Source organism: Formicincola oecophyllae (assembly GCF_006542395.2).
Lineage (GTDB): Bacteria > Pseudomonadota > Alphaproteobacteria > Acetobacterales > Acetobacteraceae > Formicincola > Formicincola oecophyllae.
Genome location: NZ_CP038231.1, coordinates 1,180,590 through 1,197,733, shown reverse-complemented (window position 1 = coordinate 1,197,733; position 17,144 = coordinate 1,180,590). Strand labels below are relative to the sequence as shown.

13 protein-coding genes are annotated in these 17,144 nt (G+C 62.1%); 1 reads left to right on the top strand and 12 read right to left on the bottom strand.

Features of this window, described 5'->3' with window-relative positions:
- Positions 1-69 precede the first annotated feature (69 nt).
- The 5 genes from rnd to tsaE form a co-directional block, all read right to left on the bottom strand.
- Positions 70-1,278: a ribonuclease D gene (gene rnd, locus E3E12_RS05370; RefSeq protein ID WP_141444108.1), complete on the bottom strand. Its 1,209-nt coding sequence runs from the start codon at positions 1,276-1,278 to the stop codon at positions 70-72.
- An 83-nt stretch (positions 1,279-1,361) separates the two neighbouring features.
- Positions 1,362-1,688, bottom strand: coding sequence for a thioredoxin (gene trxA / locus E3E12_RS05365; RefSeq protein ID WP_141443402.1), 327 nt, complete (start codon positions 1,686-1,688; stop codon positions 1,362-1,364).
- 69 nt (positions 1,689-1,757) lie between these two features.
- Positions 1,758-5,690: a UvrD-helicase domain-containing protein gene (locus E3E12_RS05360; protein WP_168194398.1), complete on the bottom strand. Its 3,933-nt coding sequence runs from the start codon at positions 5,688-5,690 to the stop codon at positions 1,758-1,760.
- On the bottom strand, positions 5,687-9,034 hold the full coding sequence (gene addB / locus E3E12_RS05355; protein WP_141443400.1) for a double-strand break repair protein AddB: 3,348 nt from the start codon (positions 9,032-9,034) through the stop codon (positions 5,687-5,689). Before addB ends, E3E12_RS05360 begins: the two co-directional genes overlap by 4 nt.
- On the bottom strand, positions 9,031-9,528 hold the full coding sequence (tsaE, locus tag E3E12_RS05350; protein ID WP_141443399.1) for a tRNA (adenosine(37)-N6)-threonylcarbamoyltransferase complex ATPase subunit type 1 TsaE: 498 nt from the start codon (positions 9,526-9,528) through the stop codon (positions 9,031-9,033). The genes addB and tsaE overlap by 4 nt, the downstream gene beginning before the upstream one ends.
- Before the next feature lie 233 nt (positions 9,529-9,761).
- Here tsaE and E3E12_RS05345 point away from each other — a divergent pair, with 233 nt between their 5' ends.
- A complete protein-coding gene (locus tag E3E12_RS05345) occupies positions 9,762-10,814 on the top strand; it encodes an NAD(P)/FAD-dependent oxidoreductase (RefSeq protein ID WP_141443398.1) in 1,053 nt (350 codons plus the stop codon).
- A 31-nt stretch (positions 10,815-10,845) separates the two neighbouring features.
- On the opposite strand, the gene thiD is transcribed toward E3E12_RS05345, so the two are convergent.
- Genes thiD through thiC form a run of 7 tightly spaced genes read right to left on the bottom strand, consistent with a single transcriptional unit; the run spans position 10,846 to position 17,106 of the window.
- Positions 10,846-11,649 carry a bifunctional hydroxymethylpyrimidine kinase/phosphomethylpyrimidine kinase gene (gene thiD / locus E3E12_RS05340; RefSeq protein ID WP_141443397.1) on the bottom strand — a complete coding sequence of 268 codons (804 nt, stop codon included), beginning with the start codon at positions 11,647-11,649 and terminating at the stop codon, positions 10,846-10,848.
- Positions 11,646-12,614 (bottom strand): HesA/MoeB/ThiF family protein, encoded by a 969-nt coding sequence (locus E3E12_RS05335; RefSeq protein WP_141443396.1) that lies wholly within the window; start codon positions 12,612-12,614, stop codon positions 11,646-11,648. Before E3E12_RS05335 ends, thiD begins: the two co-directional genes overlap by 4 nt.
- Positions 12,615-12,624: 10 nt before the next feature.
- Positions 12,625-13,260, bottom strand: a complete 636-nt coding sequence (locus E3E12_RS05330; RefSeq protein ID WP_141443395.1) for a thiamine phosphate synthase — start codon at positions 13,258-13,260, stop codon at positions 12,625-12,627.
- Positions 13,247-14,092, bottom strand: a complete 846-nt coding sequence (locus E3E12_RS05325; RefSeq protein ID WP_141443394.1) for a beta/alpha barrel domain-containing protein — start codon at positions 14,090-14,092, stop codon at positions 13,247-13,249. The genes E3E12_RS05330 and E3E12_RS05325 overlap by 14 nt, the downstream gene beginning before the upstream one ends.
- A gap of 3 nt (positions 14,093-14,095) precedes the next feature.
- A complete protein-coding gene (gene thiS / locus E3E12_RS05320) occupies positions 14,096-14,368 on the bottom strand; it encodes a sulfur carrier protein ThiS (RefSeq protein WP_206338638.1) in 273 nt (90 codons plus the stop codon).
- Positions 14,361-15,371, bottom strand: a complete 1,011-nt coding sequence (locus E3E12_RS05315; protein WP_141443393.1) for an FAD-dependent oxidoreductase — start codon at positions 15,369-15,371, stop codon at positions 14,361-14,363. Before E3E12_RS05315 ends, thiS begins: the two co-directional genes overlap by 8 nt.
- Before the next feature lie 7 nt (positions 15,372-15,378).
- Complete coding sequence (thiC, locus tag E3E12_RS05310) at positions 15,379-17,106, bottom strand: phosphomethylpyrimidine synthase ThiC (RefSeq protein WP_168194397.1); 1,728 nt, start codon at positions 17,104-17,106, stop codon at positions 15,379-15,381.
- Between the last annotated feature and the right edge of the window lie 38 nt (positions 17,107-17,144).

The following is a 17,144-nucleotide window of genomic DNA, read 5'->3' as shown; positions in this document are numbered from 1 at the left end:
CGTCCGCCGCGGCCCCAGCAGCGTTAAAACTGCCTGCCCTGTAAGCGTGGCATTCTGTACCGTTACCGATCACTTTACCGCAACCAGCCTGGTTTCGCCATCGTGCAATGCAAGCGCTGATGTCCCCTCCAGCAGGGCCAAAGCTGCTTTGCCGAACACATCCCCACGCCAGCCTTTGAGAAATTCTAGCTCACGCTCCCCAGCAGCGAACCGCTCCAGTTCTGCTGGGGAAGCGACAAGGCGCGGCGTCAAGCGGTTTTGCGCACAACAATGCGCCAGCAACGCCCGCAAAAGGGCCACTACAGATGGGGGCACAGCCCCGGGGCCTTGGTGTTTGGGCTTTTGGGGCAAGGACGGCAGGTCCTCTTCAGGGCGTTCCAAAGCCTGCGCCACCATGGCCAGAAGGTCCATGCCCAAGTCGCTGCGGGCTGTTTCAGCACTCACACCGCGCACGCGCGCCAACCCTTTGGCAGAGGTGGGCTGGGAAGCGGCAATCTCCAGCAGGCTTTCATCACGGAACAGATGCTGCCTGGGCACATCACGCTTCTGGGCTAGTTCCTCCCGCCAGGCCACAATGTCTTGCAGGACGCCCAGCATCCGGCGGCTGTTGGTGCGCGCCTTAAGCTTGCGCCAGCGTTCGCGCGGATCTGGCAGGAAGGTTTCCTCACGCTCCAACACGACCATTTCACGCTTGAGCCACGCCAAACGACCATCTGCCTCCAAGCGCTTCCTGAGGGCAAGGTAGACGTCACGCAGGTGGGTAACGTCCGCTGCCGCGTAAGCGCACTGCTTGGCGCTTAAAGGGCGGGCGGCCCAGTCGGTGAAGCGTTGGCCCTTGTCTATCGGCCGTTCCAGAAGCAACGCTACTAAGCTGTCATAACCAATTTGGTCCCCTAAACCGGCAACCATGGCTGCTATTTGGGTGTCAAAGACATTGACGGGCAGCGCGCCAAATAAATGCAGGAATATCTCCAAGTCCTGCCTGGCCGCATGAAACACCTTCACGCATTCTGGGCAGGCCAGCAGCCGCCCCAAAGGGGCCAGGTCCATGCCAGGGGCCAGGGCATCAATCAGCACCACTTCCTCAGCGCCTGCCAACTGCACCAGGCAGAGTTGAGGCCAATAAGTACGCTCGCGGACAAATTCCGTGTCCACCGTGACGAATGGCTCCTGCGCCAACCGCTGGCAGGCGGCAGCCACAGCTGCAGGGTCGCTCAACAACTGCGCGTCTGGGTAGCCCTTGGCCGTGGGCACCGTAACTGGCGCCTGCCCTGCCATAGCCCCTGCGGAAGCAGCCTGCGTGGGGGAAGCGGGTGCTGTCATGATGTTTCCTTGAGATGTCCTGGCCGGCAGAACTGGGTTCAGCTGTTCTGCTCAATCCAGCTAACAAGCTGGCTGCGCGGCATGGCCCCCATCTGCTGGGCCACGGCCTCGCCATTTTTGAACAAGATGAGGGTTGGGATGCTGCGGATGCCAAAGCGGCTGGCCAGTTCAGGGGACTGGTCAATATCCACCTTGACGACTTTCAGCCGGCCCTGCATCTCTTTGGCAACATCCTCCAGAATGGGGCCAAGCATTTTGCAAGGCCCACACCAAGGCGCCCAGAAATCCACCACCACGGGCGTGGTGGCGTCTTTTGTCAGTGCATCGAAATTGGCGTCAGTGGCAGCGGTCACGTTCTCAGCCATGGTGTTGTTCCTCAATCATGAGCTGCCCAGCCCCCTAGGAGAAGAATAGGCAAGCAAAGCTGCAGCCAGTCAATCTGGCAACTGCATCTGTTTTAAGGGATTACTGCCTTCCCCTCCACCCACTTCAGCATGTTGGCGCAAAAGCCACTCATGGTGCAGGGCTTCATTCATGGCTTTTTCATCAAGCACGTCCACACGCGGCCCCGCTGTCCACACAAGAACGCACCGAACTCTGTGCTGGGGGTAGATTTGCCTTAGCAAAGCCTTGTAGCTGGCCATCTGCACCAAATAGGCGGCAGGGGTCTGCCCTTCGGGGGGAATGCGGCCTGTTTTGTAATCGCACAGCAACACTTCATCCCCGGCCACTGTGAAACGGTCAACACGCCCCATGACCACCATGCCGTCCTGGGACCTGTGCCCGTTACCCCCGCCTGCGGCAGGGGGTGCCTGAAGCGTGCCTGAAAGCGCTTGTTCACTGCGCGCGCCTGCACTGAAAAGGGGTTTGAGTACAGGCAAGGCCATGACCTTCAAGGCCTCTTCAAGCAAAGAGGAGGCTTGCGCACCCTCCAAACCCTGTGCAGCCAGCCAGCGCATACCCCTATTGGGGCGCTCCACTTCTGGCAGTTCAGGCAGAAACTGCAGCAATTCATGCAAGCGCGTTCCGCGCACCAAGGCCTTCATGCGGGGCGTTTGGCCTTTCAACGCCAACGCCTCTACAGGGGAGAGGGCCTGAGGGTAAACGTCCCCCTCAGCTGACAACACACGTGATGGCCTGAAGGGATGGGCAACTTCAGGGGCACGCGGTGGCGCTGCTGCAGCACCAACCATCGTGAGCCATGAGGGGGCTTTCAAAAGGGGATGCTGCCCCCCATCCCTAGCAGGCACAGGGCTGGGTAAACCAGAAAGTGAAAGGCCAGAACCCTTTTCCTCTTGAAGGGTGCGGGCGCTACTAGGCGCTGCCTTGGTGCGCAACGTGATGATTTCAGGCACGTGGCTGGCGGTGTCCTCAGGCTCCAGGTCCGTGGTATGAGGTACGTCATCGGGCGTAGGCCCAGCTGGCCAAGGCTGTGCTATGACCTCAAAAACCTGATGGTGGCCCTGATTGGGGCTGGCCTGGCCTGCCATGGCGCTTTCAGTCGCCTGCGTGGCGGCTTTTAGGCTTTCAAATCCTGCACGGCACTTCGCATACCAGCTCTCAGGGCTGGGGACTGGCTTGGGGCTGTTCTGGCAAGCGCACACCAGCAGCATTTCCTCAGCCCTGGTCAGGCCCACATAAAGCAGGCGGTTGTTCTCCTCCCCTTCGCGCTGAGCGCGTTCAGAGCGCAGTTCCTCAAGCGCTGGTACGTTGCTGACATGGCCTGGTACCGCCAAGGGGATGTCATAAGGCTGCTGCGTGCCCGTACCGTGGGCGCCTGACCACAGCAGGTTGGTTGTGGGTTTGCGGGTGCTCAACATTTCAGGCAGGATCACCAAACGCGATTGCAGCCCTTTGGAGCCATGAACCGTCATGAGTTTGACGGCATTCTCCCCGCTGTCAGCCTCACGCTTGACCTCAATGCGGCTTTCCTCCAGCCAGCGCAGGAAATCCTGCAAGGCTGGGGCATGGCTGGCAGCGTAGGTGGCAGCCGCCTGCAAAAGCTCCTCCAGGGCCTCCATGGATTCAGGGCCTAAACGACCCCTAATGCGCTTGCGCCCTTCAAGCGGCCCCAGCGCGTAGGTCAGAAGCTCATAAGGGGTGAGGTAGTCCACACGGCTCTGCAGTTCGGAAAGATCATTCCAAGCCTGGGTCCATTCCGCCCGCTCCCCATGGCGCCTGCGCAGAACATCCCACAAAGGAGGCTGCCCTGGCCCCAGAATGGATCTTCTGCCGTTTTCAGTAGCCAAGTCCATGAGGGAACGGTCTGAAAGCCCCCCGAATGGGGACGTCAGCACAGCGGCAAGGGTCAGGTCATCATCAGGGAGCAGCAGGGATGCGCACAGGTTCATCAAGTCAAGCACAGCCAGGTTGTCTGTCAGGAAGCTACGTATATGGCTGGCCACAGCGATGCCACGCCTTTTGAGCTCACGCTCCAACGCCCAGAGGAAATCACTTTTTTTGCGCACCAGGATCATGACGTCACGTGGTTCCAAAGGTGGCGTTCCGGGCACAAGGGGCGCTGCGCCGTGGCCTGCCAGATGCGCTGCCAACCATTCAGCTAGTGCGGCGGCCAGGCGTTGCTCTGCCGACTGAAACTCGTGGTTGCGCCCCGTTGGCCTGAAGGGTACTGGCTCTTCCGACCCTTCCGGTTCGCTGCCCATGACAGGCCACAATTGCACCATGCCTGGCTTTGCTGACCGTGCAGCGCGGTGTTCCAGCTTCTCCTGGGTTATGCGCACGCCAACAGCCGCCCCCTCTTCAGCGAACACGCTGTCAACCAACGCCAGAATGGGGGGAGCTGAACGGAAAGAGACATTCAAAGCTGGCGTAGCCATGGTCTGCCCAGCCTGGCGTACGCTGTTTTCAAAATGCTGGCGCCATGTCTTAAACGCTTCAGGTTCAGCACCCTGGAAACTGTAAATAGATTGCTTGAAGTCACCTACAGCGAAAACCGTGCGCGGGCGCCTGCTGTCGCGCCGGCTTTCATCGGCCCCCACGCCACTGAAGAACTCCTCCGTTAAGGCAGCGGCGATTTCCCATTGAATGCCTGAGGTGTCCTGGACCTCATCAAGCAGCAAATGCTCTAGGCCGCCATCAAGTTTGTAGGTCACCCAGCGCGCGCCGGGGTCTTCCAGCAAAGCGCGGGTGCGCAGGATGATATCATTGTAGTCAATTTCGCCTGCCAGGCTTTTGCGTTTGCCAAAACGCGCTAGAACGGGCATGGCGAATTCAAGGAACGCTTCCTCCAAGGGCAGCAGCTGGGCCACTTCCAAACCAACTTTCAATGAGGCCTGGCGTTCCGCCTCCCCCTCCAGCAATGGCAGTAATTCCGGCACCACTTCGCGGCCCTTTTTGCCGACAATGCGCGCCATTTTATAAGGGGTGCCGTTTTCTGGCTTCAGGAAAAACCCCTGCACGCCTTCAGCTGCACGCTTTTCTGGCGCCAGGCTGAACCAGTCCAGCAAAGCGGTTATTTTAGGCTTCTGGGCAGCGCTCGCTACAGCCAGTAGTTCCCGAAGCTGGGTGACCATGGCGACCTCCCCAGGGGGGGTGCAGATTTTACGCGCAATGTCCTCAGCGCTGCCTTGCCAGCTAAGGGCCTTTTTAAGGTCTGCGCGCAGTTGAGCGCGGCCTTCTGGCGTTTGCCACAAGCGCATCAAGGCTTCCAGGCGCCCTGAACGCTCGCTCAGCTGGGCAATCAGCTCCTCCAATTGGTTCAAAGTGAAGGCGGTTGCGAGCTCACGGCCACTTTTCAAGCCCCGCCCCGCCACCTCGTCAAAAGCCTGGTGCAGGTAATCAGCGACCTCCGCCGGCTCCGTCAAGGTGAAATGCGGGTCCATGGCCGCTTCAAGTGGAAAACGCTTGAGGAGTGATTGGCAGAAGCTGTGGATGGTCTCAATCTGCATCCCGCCAGGCAGGTCAAGCACCCGCAGGAACAGGCTGCGTGCTTGGGCCCTGGTGGAGGGGGTGTTGGGGACCTCCAGGGCGTTGAGTTCCATGCCCAGGGCGTCATCATCCATCGTGACCCAGGCGCCCAGGCGTTTTTGAAGGCGTTCGGCCATTTCAGCGGCGGCTGCGCGGGTGTAGGTCAAGCAAAGGATGCTGGCAGGGTCTGAACCTGGCGCCAAACGCAGCCGCCCTTCATTGTCAGGCAATTCCAGCGGCAGCATGAGGCGCAAAAGGCGGTCGACCAATAATTTGGTTTTGCCAGAACCAGCAGAGGCTGAAACGAAAGCAGAATGGCGCGGGTCTGAAGCCCGTTTCTGCGCCAAAGTGGCCTCACGCGCGTGGTCAGGCGCTGGTAAAGCCGTGCTGGCAACCGCATTTTGATTGAAAAGGTCAGGGGATTGGGAGGATTGCGTCATTTCCAGACTTTCCCCCCCAGACCACTGCCGCTGCGCCATTCTGGCACGCGGGCCAGAAGGGCATAATCCGTGTAACGGGGCACGTGATTGGAATAAGGCTGCGAACGGTAAGCGAAGCCAGGGCGTTCATAAAGTGCCATCAAGGTGCGGACCTTGTCGAGGGCGCCGTCAACCAACTGTTTGAGTTCATCAGTTTTTTTAGGGCCGGAGCCGTTTTCACCCCAAAGCCCTGGCTGTGAACCAGCAATTATTTTGATGGCGCCAGGATCTTTGGTCGTGCCCCGCAAGTGCCAGTACACTATGCCCTCCACGAGGGGTGTGGCCACCTCACCCAGCTGGTAAGCCCCCGCTTCCACCATGGCCGCTTCCAGAACGGTTTGGGAGGCCCAGCCCGCCTTGACTGCGGCACCGCTCGGTGGCGTGCCCGTTTTGTAATCATAGATCCAGCAATGGGGCACCCTATCAACGCCCACCATGACGTCAATGCGGTCAGCCCGGCCTTTCAGCACAAACCGTCCAGCCGGCAAGGTTGTTTCCCACTGGCCTGTCAGTTCCGTCCAAACATGGGCTGGGTCGTGCCCCGGCTGCAGGCGCGCAAGGCGCGCAGCCTCCTGCTCAGCCACCCAATCAGCGATGCGTAGCAAACGTGGCTTCCACCACAGCCGCAGTGATGGCCTGAAAGCGCCCCGCGCCAGCTCCTCCATAAAATGGTGCCGCAGCAAGGAGGCGCTGGGCGCCCCATCAGGGGCAGCTCTGAAAGCATTGTCCAAGGCTGCGTGAACCAAGGTGCCATAATCAGCCTGGTCCGCATCCTGTGCCAAAGGTGGCAGTGCCCTCAACTTCAGGATATGGCGGGCGTAAATGGCGTAGGGGTCGCAATTGAGGGTGTCGATTTCCGTCACGCTGAGTTGGCGCGGGCGCAGCGCTACAGGTGGGCAGGGCGCAGGCGGCTTGACGGGCCCAGGGCTGTTGCGCGGCACGTCCAGCCTGCTTTCCCATGCCAGGGCCGTTGCTGCGGGCACCAGCGGTATTTGGAATGGTGTGTCCCCCTGGGCGCCAACATGAACAGCAGGCGCCTGCAGACGGTGGCTTTGGCCATTCATGAAGGCCTCAAGTCGTGCCCACCAGCGGGCTGGGCGGCAAGGGGTGCCACCATGACGAGCCGCACGCGCTAAAATAACCTTTCCCGCCCTACCCTCTAAGCGGGGTTGGCTGTTGCCCAGCACAGCATTGATAAAATAGCGCGCAGCTGTGCCAATGCGTTCCTCAGGCAGGGGCAGTCCAGCACGCGCGCGCATGGGCCTGCTAAGCCATGGGCCGCTTTCGGCCGCTGGCGGCCACACCCCTTCATTCAGGCCGCCCAGCACCACGGTGTCGAAAGAAAGCGTACTGGCTTCCAGAAGGCCCAGGATCTCTATGCGGGGGCATTCCACCACACCTGGTTCCTGGTAGCCACGCTGACCTGTGACGCTCACAGGGGCCAGCATGGTGACCAAGAACGGCTCAAGCCCGCCAACAACAAGGGGGGGCAGCCCAACAGCCCCCTCAAAGGCCTCCATATGCTGCGCTAGGACATCTGAAAGGCGCTGGCCGTCCTCCCCCACCCAAAGCAGGCGCCGCTCACTTGCCTGGGCGCTTTGGGCGGGAGGGGCGTCCAGCTGGTCCTCAGGCAGCCTGGCCATGGCGTCTGCCACGCGTGCCAACGCACCAAGCACGCTGACAGGCCCTGGCAACGCAGGCAACGTCAACAACGGCTGAAAAGCCGCTGTGAGGGCGCTGACATAAGCTTGCAGGCGCTTGTTCTGGAGAAGCTCCTCACCAAAGGCTTCAGCCGTCATGGCGCCAGCCCTGTGGCGCTCCTGTTTTTGGTTGTGGCGCTGGCCAAGGGCCTGAGCGATGCCTTTCAGGCCATCAGGTGCAGGCCCGCGCAAAACCGCCCGCTCCAGCTGGCGCGCCAGGGCGCGCGCTTCAGCACGCCTGAAACCAAGTGCCGTGAAAGGGTGTTTGAGCAAGGCCAGCAAGGTGACGGGGGCAAAGTCGCTTTCCCAAGTGCGCGCCACCAAACGCAGGAACACAGCGCCTGGGGTTTCCAGCAACGGCTCGCCAGAACTGTTGCGTGGCCTGACGCCAAAGCGCTTGAGCTCCGCCGTGACGCGCCCAGCCAAATCGCGGTCAGGGGTGATGAGGGCGGCATGTCGCCCTTCCACCTGGACAGCATCGCGCAGCGCTAGCGCTATAGCGCGCGCCTCCTGCTGGGTGGTAGGGGCTGAGAGGGTCTCCAGTCCTTCAAGGCCAGCTTGGAGCAGCTCTGAAGGCTGACTTTGGCGCCAGGCGTCAAGCCCTTGCTCTGGCGTCATAACATGGCGCCACAGTGCCCGGCGCGCCCCCTCAGGGCGTTTCTGGGCCCCCTGTTGGGCCGGGGCGGGGGGCCGCCATGTCTCCAGGTCACCACGGCGCAGCCCCAGCTTGCCCAGAAGCTTGCGCAAGGTGGCCTGGGGGTGGGTTGGCGCCAAAGACTTCCACAAAGGGGGGGGAAGTTCATCATCCACCCCCTGCATAACCACCAGCCCCTGTGGAGCCGCCATAATGGCCGCAAGCAGCTTCACCAGCCCCGTTGTAGCGTCCGTAAAGCCCACCGCCCACAAGGGCTCCGCTGGCGGATTGGCCTGCCAGCAGGCTGCCTGCGCTTCCAGAAGGACCATGCGCCGCGCCACAGGGTTCATCATGGGGACTTTGCCAAGCCCCCCTTCCGCCAGCCACGCTGGCCAGGCCTCTGTGATGATCCCTAGAAAAGAGAGCGTCTGCTGCCAATGGGCTGCCAGGTCTCCCTCAACCGCCTTGGGAAGCGCTTTGCGCAAATCCACCCCTTCGCGCTCCGCTTCATCCATCAGCTCTGCCAAGGAACGCGCCAACGGCCAAACGCGCTCAAGCGATGGTGGTTCGCCAGCTTGCTCCGCCGTCATGTGGAAAGAACGTGACGCCATGATGAGCGAAGACAGCACAGCTAGGCGCTGTTCTTCCGTCACGGCAGGCGGCAGGTCATGGTCAAGCATGGCCGCCAAAGCTGGTTCCCTGTCCAACATGCCCAGGGGGATAATAGCTGGCAGAAGCGCGCACTGCCCTTTCAAAACGCGTAGGAACGCTTGCTGCAGCCCCATGGCCGTGCGTTTGCTGGGCACCAGGATGGTACCTGATGAAAGCCCCCCTGTGCCTTGGCCACACGCTGCGCACCAACGCCGCGCCACTTCGTCCAGGAACAGGACGTCAGCAGGGATGTTGGCGGCCAGGCACCCGGTAGCCAGCCGCACGCCCCCTGTGGTGGCCGCTTGGGGGGCAACCGTCATGGCCGTTCACCCTGCTGGGGGGTAGGGATGGCTTGCTGCCACAAATTCCAAAGCTGGCCACAGCGGCTGCGCGTCCAGCCTTCCAAGGTTGCTCTGCGTCCCTCATTTTCCAGAACTGCCAGCCGCACTGCCAACGCCCCTTCAGGCAAGGCGTCACCTGCCTTGTCTGGCCATTCAACCAGTGTGATGCCGTCAAGCGCCTCATCCCAGCCCAGTTCCCACAAACCCTCTGGATCGCCAAGGCGCCACAGGTCGTAGTGGTGGACAGGTCCTTGGGGGGAATCATAAGGCTGGACGAATGCGAAAGTGGGGCTGGGCACGTCCAGGCCCTCATCACCACAAAGGGCACGCAGGAACGCACGGGCGAAAACGGTTTTGCCTGCCCCCATGGGGCCTTCAAGGGCGATGCAATCGCCTGGCCTGCAAAGGGTGGCGCACAAACGTGCCAAGCGGGCGGTTTGTTCAGGGCTGTTCAAGTCGAGACTGTAGGGCATGTCGCCCCTTCTCTAACATGTGTGGCCTGTGGCGGCACGTGGTTTTGAGGGCAGCCACGGCCACCCTTTAACCAGGCTGCACCATTCCCCCCCCACGGGGTGAGTGGTAATAAGGGGTAAAGCCTTGTCTGCCAGCGCGTTGCCAGAGACCAGGCCCTGGCTGCCAGCGCGTGTGGCACCAATGCCAGCCGGCCCCTTCACTTCAGCTTTGCCAAGCCCAGCGGAGAACAAACGTGAGCGAACACACCCAGAATGCCCCCCAGGGCAGCCCCCGTAAGCTTGAAGCAGACGTGGCCATTGTGGGCGCTGGCCCTGTGGGGCTTTTCGCAGCTTTCCAGTGCGGCATGCTGGGGCTTTCCTGTGCGCTGGCTGACGTGCTTGAGGTGCCTGGTGGGCAATGTGTTGCCCTTTACCCTGAAAAGCCCATCTACGACATTCCCTCCCGTCCCTCCATCACGGGTGGCGGCTTGATTGAGGCCCTGCTGGAGCAAGTGTCCCCCTTCAATCCAGCCATGCTGCTGGGCAGCCGCATCAGCGACGTTGCCGGCAAGGCTGGCGCTTTCACCCTGACCAATGAACGCGGCGACAGCATAGCGGCCAAGGCCATCATCGTGGCCGCTGGCGCTGGCGCCTTTGGCCCCAACCGCCCTCCCTTGGAGGGATTGGAAGCTTACGAAAGCACAGGTGCCGTTCAGTACTTCGTCAAAAAACGGGCTGACTTCGCCGACAAAACCATTGTCGTGGCTGGGGGGGGCGATTCAGCGCTGGATTGGGCGCTGTCGCTTTCAGAGATCGCCAAGCATGTCTACCTGCTGCACAGGCGCGACCGCTTCCGTGGCGCGCCAGACACCCTTGCCCGCATTGAGAAACGCATCAGCGAAGGCAAGATTGAAAAGGTTGTCCCCTACCAGCTCAGCGCTCTCCAGGGGGAAGAGGGGCATCTGCGGCAAGTGGAGGTCAAAACCCTCAAAGGGGAGGCACGCCTGCTTGACGCAGACCACCTGCTGCCCTTTTACGGCCTTTCCACTGACCTGGGGCCCATTGCGCTGTGGGGCTTCAACACGGAACGCTCCTCCGTCCCCGTGAACCCCGCCACCATGGAAACCACCACGCCTGGCATTTACGCCATTGGTGACGTGGCGCATTATCCAGGCAAAATGAAGCTTATCCTGCAGGGCTTCTCTGAAGCGGCCATGGCCACCCATGCCGCTTACGCTGTGGCGCGCCCTGACGAAGCACTGCGCTTTGAACATTCAAGCAACCGCAGCAGCCGTCCAGGCGCCTGAACGGGGGCTTGGAAACGGCTTGCTGACCCCTTCATGCGAAAGGCTGAAGGGGGCCGCGTTCAGCCACCAGCCCCAGGTCAGCGGCCCGCCTGAGGGAAGCGCGCACATGGTGGCGGGCCTTGGCCACGGCCACTGGCATGGGGCAACCCTGGGCGCAGTACAGCGCCACCGCGCTTGAAAGCGTGCAGCCTGTACCACGCCCATGGGGGGTGTTGATGCGTGCCCCCCTGTAAAGCTGCACCACCCCCCCTGGCCCTGCCAGGACATCAGGCGTCTCCAGGTGGGGGACGCCTTGTTCAGGGAAATGCCCCCCCTTGAGCAAAACCCAGGGCGTTACACGCGCCAAGGCCTGGGCCTGCGCCACCATCCCCGCCAGTGACGTGGCCTGGGCAGTGTTCAGCAAACGCCCCGCCTCAGCCAGGTTGGGGGTGATGAGCGTGACAGCCGCCGCCAACGGCCCACGCAGCACCGCCTGCTGTTCATCACCAGCAAAAATGTGCCCAGCGCTGGCAGCCATCACAGGGTCAAGGACGGCTGGGCGGCCAGTGGCCTGCAACCATGAGGCCATGGCGCGCATGGCGGCGGCACTGCCCAGAAGGCCGATCTTCACCATGTCCACGGCCATGACCTTCGCCACTGCCTCCATCTGGGCCAGCAGCAAGGCTGGTTCCGTGACCACGCAACCCAGCATGTCCCAGCCATTTTGTGCCACAACGGCGCTGACGACAGGCAAGGCGTAACCGCCCAGCGCATGGATGGTCTTGATGTCGGCAGCCAAGCCTGCACCACCTGTTGGATCTGTGCCTGCCACAGCCATGACGGTAGGCACCCTCATGGTGCGCCCTCCAGCACAGTAGCGCAAAGAGCTAGGTTGGCATGGCCTGCCTTGCGCAGGGCTGCGGCTTCCAGGCTGGCGCGCGCGCCCTGCTGGCAGAGGATCACCACACGTTTTTGGGGGGGCAGTCCACCAGGCAAAGCGCGCACGGCACCAGGGACAGCGGGCCAGGCCATGGCAGGCCTGATGTCCCACACTACATCGTCAGGCTTGAGGTCAGCCAGCGTGACCACGGGGCATGGGGGTTGATTGCCCACCACAGGGCCACCTAACGTCATGCGTTCCATGGCCCAACGCGCGCCATGCCAGCACAGCACCGTGCCAAGAGGCGAAGGCGCCATGCCCAGAAGTACAGCCATGGCCATTTGCGCTTGGAGCGCGCCCATCAAGCCTGCGACAGGCCCCAAAAGGCCGGCCTGCTCGCAGCCCCCCTCCCCCATGGCTGGGAACACATCACGCAGAAGGGGCGTCACCCCAGCCTGGAAAGCGCCTACATGGCCATCCACCCCCTCCACCCCAGCACTGATGAAAGGCCTGCCCAAAGCTGCGCAGGCATCGTCAAGCAAAAAGCTGGTGGCGGCATTGTCGGCACAATCTAGAACGACATCAGCTTCCCCCACCCAAGGGCGCATGGTGTGGGGAGTGGCCATGGCCGCTTCGGCTATGATGTTTACAGTACCATTGCGCGCTGCCAGGTGGTTGGCCGCCACTTTAGCTTTGGCTGCGCCAACGTCACATTCAGTGTAAAGCGTTTGCCTGTGAAGGTTGCCTGGTTCCACACGGTCACCATCGACCAGGCGCACAGTGCCAACGCCAGCCCCCACCAACCAAGGCAGAACAGCGCACCCCAATGCCCCAGCCCCCACCACCAGAACATGGCTTCGCGCAAGCTTGGCCTGGCCTGCAGGGCCCAGCTGGGGCAGGCGCATCTGGGTTTCGTAGCGCGCTTCCCACAGGGCGTTCATGGCCGGGCCCTCATGGTGAGTGCGCCTGCATTGACAAGGATCGGCGCCATGCCGCCAAGGCGGCAGCGGGGTCTGGCTGGCGGAACAAGGCGCTGACGGCGGCGCAACTGTCGGCGCCTGCCTCAAGACACGCCACGGCGCGTCCGGGCGTCAGCCCACCAATGGCCACTAAGGGAACATTGCCAAGGCGCCTGCGCCACCGCCCAAGGCGTGACAAACCCTGCGGATGCCACCGCATGACCTTGAGCGTTGTGGCGAATACCGGCCCCAAAGCCACATAGCCAAGCTGGACCTCACCACCCAGAGCCAAGGCACGGCGTAGCTCGGTCCTATCATGGGTGGAAATGCCTAGCTTCACCCCAGCCGTCTTCATGGCTTCCAGGGCGCCTTTGGGCAGGCCATCCAAATCCTCCTGGCCCAGATGCACCCACTCTGCGCCCGCTTCAAGGGCCACATGCCAATGGTCATTGACCACGCACACAGCACCAGTCGCACGGCAACAGTCCAGGCTTTCACGCACTTGTTGGGGCCTTTCAATCGCAGGGCCTTTAAAGCGCAGCTGAATAAAACGCGCCCCAGAGGCCGCCGCCAGCGCCACTTCACGGGCTGTGCCCGCCACAGGGTAGAATACGTCAGGCAGGCGCATGGGCACTCTCCCGCCATGGCTGTGTGTCATCCGTGAAAGCGCGCCCCGCCATGGGGGTAGAGGGTACGGCCTCCTCACGCTCCAAGGTTGGTCCCGCTTTAAACGCCATGCGGCCAGCCTTCACAGCCTTGGCGAAGGCGCGCGCCATCAAGGGCGGGTTTTCAGCGCGTGCCACGGCGGTGTTGACCAAAATGGCGTCATAGCCCCACTCCATCAACGCAGCCGCTTGCGAAGGCACCCGCAGGCCAGCATCAGCCACTAGAATGGTTTCAGGAAAGCAGGCGCGCAGACGCTTCATGGCAGCGGGATCATGAATGCCCTGCCCAGCCCCGATGGGGGAGGCACCTGGCATCAGGATAGTGCATCCAGCCTGCATCAGCTTGTCCGCCACGCTCAAGTCAGTGGTGCAGTAGGGCAGCACGTGAAAGCCTTCAGCGCACAGCAAGCGCGCTGCCTCCATCAAACCAGGCAGGTCCGGCTGAAGGGTGGTTTCATCCCGGATAACCTCAAGCTTCACCAAAGGGGTTTGGAAAAGCTCTCGCCCCATATGGGCTGTCGTCATGGCCTCCGACACGCTGAGGCACCCTGCCGTGTTGGGCAGAACGGGAACGCCCATGGCCTTCAACAACCCTTGGAAGCCGTGGCTGCCTTGATAGGCGTGGGGGCTTTTAGCCTTCCTGCCCATGCCAATGGCTTCACGTCGCAGCGAAACAGTGATGAAACCTGGCTTGGCCTCCTCCACGGCTTGGCCAAGCGAAGCTGGTGAGGGGTAGCGTGCCGTCCCCAGGAAAAGGCGGCTTTGGCACGGCTGGCCATAAACATGCAGTGTCATGGTTCAGCCCCCCTGCATGGGGGCGATGACCTCCACCCTGTCGCCAGCCCGCACCATCCGGGCTTTGCGGGCCCCCTGAGGGATGAACTGCCCATTGTGGGCGGTCGCAACCTGGTAAGGCTCCACGGAGAGCGCCTCCAGAACCTGTGCCAGGCTTAGGGGCGCTTTTCCCAAAGGCAAGGCGTACCGCTCCCCATTGAGGATGAAATGGCCCCCTCCAGCTTCAGGCGCCGTTTCAGCACGCTGGGGCATGACCGGTGATGATGGCTCAACCATGAAGCACCCCCATGTTTTCCATCTGGGCCATGACCTGGCCAGCGCACCAGGGCGAAAGCAGCCAGCCATGGCGGTAAAGCCCATTGAGGTAAATGACCCTGCCTTCCCTGGTCACTTCTGGCAGGTTGTCTGGGTAGGCTGGGCGCACGCCAGCGCCCAGCTCAATCACCTCTGCCTGGCCAAAGGCGGGGTGAAGGCGCTCGCAGGCCTCCAGGTAGCGGGCGGCGGTGCGCACGCTGACAGGTCCATCCCAGTCCGTCTCCACAGAGGAGGCGCCAATCATGAACTCCCCCTTGGCGCGCGGCACGATGTAGATGGGCTCACGCAGATGCAGCAGGCGCACTGGCCTGGTGAGGGTAACGTCGTCTGTGCGCACACGCAGCATTTCGCCCCGTACACCGCGCAGGCGCGGCAGGCAGTCGCGGGCGCCAAGGCCGCGGCAATCCACCACCACGTCCTCCCCCAGCCCTTCTGGCCTGACGTCACGGCCCGTGTGCAGCGTGCCGCCGCGCGCTTCAAAGCGCTGTGCCAGTTCCAAAAGGGCCTCACGCGGGTCAAGGTGACCTTCACGTGGGTAGAACAGGCCATCCTGGTAAAGCCTGGCCAAATCTGGCTCAAGCGCTGTAATAGCAGCACCATCAAGGCTTTCATGGGCGGTGGTGCGGCTTGCGTAGGTGGCGATTTCGCTACGGTCACGCTTGGAGGACAGCACCAGGGAGCCATGGCGCTCAAAAGCGTCCACGTGGCCTTCCCACCAATCAAGCGCCATGACGCCACGCGCGACCACCTCTGGGTCTGTGTCGGCCTTCTCGCACCAGGGCGCCAACATGCCACCAGACATCCAGGAGCAGCAGCCAGGCCCCACTTCCCGGTCACGTTCATAAAGCGTCACAGCGCAGCCAGCATCCAGAAGGGCCGTGGCCGTGACCAGCCCACCAACCCCAGCGCCCACCACGGCAACGCTTGGCCCCTTCAGGGCAGTTGGTGACACAGGTTGTGGCATGGGGTGTTCAAGCCGCGACATAGAGCTTGCCCCCCTGCGCTGCAAATTCAGCGCTTTTCGCTTCCATGCCTTGCTGGCGGGCCGCTTCGTCACGTACATCCTGGGAGATTTTCATGGAGCAGAACCTAGGCCCGCACATGGAGCAGAAATGGGCTGACTTCTGGGCTTCCTTCGGCAATGTGCCGTCATGGAACGCACGGGCCCGCTCTGGGTCGAGGGCCAGGTTGAACTGGTCATGCCAGCGGAAGGCGAACCGCGCCCTGCTCATGGCGTCATCATGGGCCTGAACGCCAGGCAGCCCCTTGGCCAAATCGGCAGCGTGGGCGGCGATTCTGTAGGCGATCACACCTTCCTTGACGTCATCACGGTCGGGCAGGCCCAGATGTTCCTTGGGGGTGACGTAGCAAAGCATGGCCGTGCCATGCCAGGCGATCATGGCCGCACCAATGGCGGAGGTGATATGGTCATAGCCAGGCGCCACATCCGTGGTGAGCGGACCAAGCGTGTAAAACGGCACGTCACCGCAGAAGGCGTCCTTCTTGCTGACATTGTCAGCGATCTTATCCATGGGCACGTGGCCTGGGCCCTCGATCATCACCTGGCAGCCCATCTCATGGGCGATCTTGGTTAGTTCACCCAATGTCTCCAGCTCAGCGAACTGGGCTGCGTCATTGGCGTCAGCGATGGCTCCTGGGCGCAGCCCGTCACCCAATGACAAGGTAATGTCGTAGCGGCGGCACAGAGCGCATATGTCCCTGAAATGCTCATAAAGGAAGCTTTCCCTGTGCCCAGCCAAGCACCAGCGCGCCATGATGGCGCCACCACGGCTGACGATGCCGCACACGCGCGACGCCGTCAGCGGCACATGGGCAAGGCGCAACCCTGCATGAATGGTGAAGTAATCCACGCCTTGCTCTGCCTGCTCAATCAGGACGTCCCTGAAATCCTCCCAGTTCAGCTTCAGCGGGTCGCCATCAGCGCGCTCCAGCGCCTCGTAAAGTGGCACAGTGCCCACAGGCACAGGAGCATTGCGCATGATCCAGCTGCGCAAAGGGCTGATGTGCTGCCCTGTTGACAAATCCATGACGGTGTCAGAACCCCAGCGGATGGCCCAGGCCATTTTCTCCACCTCATCAGCCATGGAGGCAGGGCCTGCACCTGAGAGGGCGGAATTGCCGAAATTCGCGTTGATTTTGGTACGGAACTTGCGCCCAATGACCATGGGCTCAAGCTCTGGGTGGTTCACGTTGGCTGGCAGGACGGCGCGACCAGCGGCGATCTCATCGCGCAGCCAGGTGGGGGAGACCTCCTCACGGGCGGCAGCGTAAACCATTTCATCGGTCACAATGCCAGCGCGCGCGCATTCCAGCTGCGTGAACGGCGCCTCGTCCCCCTCAGGGCGGCGGCGGATGGTGCGTGGCGCTGGGTGTTCAAGCCCCTGAGGGGCTAGGGCTTGGCGCGCTTCAAGGCCACGCCCCTCCAGCCAGCTGCGCGCAGGGGGCAGCCCTTGGGCCAGGTCAATTGGTTCCTGCCCTGTGAACGGGCCTGATGAATCGTAAAGCAGGATGGGCTTTTCACCCCCGCCCAACTCAATGCGCCTGAAAGGCACCTTGATGTCAGGGCGTCCTGGGGCGGAGCGGTGAATCTTCGCAGAGCCAGGCAAAGGCCCTGTGGTGCTTTCAGACAGTTTCAGGCCATCTGGCCCAGAAACTGGGAAGGTGTCGTTAGTGGACAAGGTTCTTCTCCATGGCGGTCAATGGAAAAGACCCGGGG

What these genes read in the sequence shown, in the direction of transcription:
- rnd (WP_141444108.1), bottom strand. Translation starts at nt 1,278, where the DNA reads ATGGCAGGGCAGGCGCCAGTTACGGTGCCCACGGCCAAGGGCTACCCA.
- trxA (WP_141443402.1), bottom strand. Translation starts at nt 1,688, where the DNA reads ATGGCTGAGAACGTGACCGCTGCCACTGACGCCAATTTCGATGCACTG.
- E3E12_RS05360 (WP_168194398.1), bottom strand. Translation starts at nt 5,690, where the DNA reads ATGACGCAATCCTCCCAATCCCCTGACCTTTTCAATCAAAATGCGGTT.
- addB (WP_141443400.1), bottom strand. Translation starts at nt 9,034, where the DNA reads ATGACGGTTGCCCCCCAAGCGGCCACCACAGGGGGCGTGCGGCTGGCT.
- tsaE (WP_141443399.1), bottom strand. Translation starts at nt 9,528, where the DNA reads ATGCCCTACAGTCTCGACTTGAACAGCCCTGAACAAACCGCCCGCTTG.
- thiD (WP_141443397.1), bottom strand. Translation starts at nt 11,649, where the DNA reads ATGAGGGTGCCTACCGTCATGGCTGTGGCAGGCACAGATCCAACAGGT.
- E3E12_RS05335 (WP_141443396.1), bottom strand. Translation starts at nt 12,614, where the DNA reads ATGAACGCCCTGTGGGAAGCGCGCTACGAAACCCAGATGCGCCTGCCC.
- E3E12_RS05330 (WP_141443395.1), bottom strand. Translation starts at nt 13,260, where the DNA reads ATGCGCCTGCCTGACGTATTCTACCCTGTGGCGGGCACAGCCCGTGAA.
- E3E12_RS05325 (WP_141443394.1), bottom strand. Translation starts at nt 14,092, where the DNA reads ATGACACTGCATGTTTATGGCCAGCCGTGCCAAAGCCGCCTTTTCCTG.
- thiS (WP_206338638.1), bottom strand. Translation starts at nt 14,368, where the DNA reads ATGGTTGAGCCATCATCACCGGTCATGCCCCAGCGTGCTGAAACGGCG.
- E3E12_RS05315 (WP_141443393.1), bottom strand. Translation starts at nt 15,371, where the DNA reads ATGCCACAACCTGTGTCACCAACTGCCCTGAAGGGGCCAAGCGTTGCC.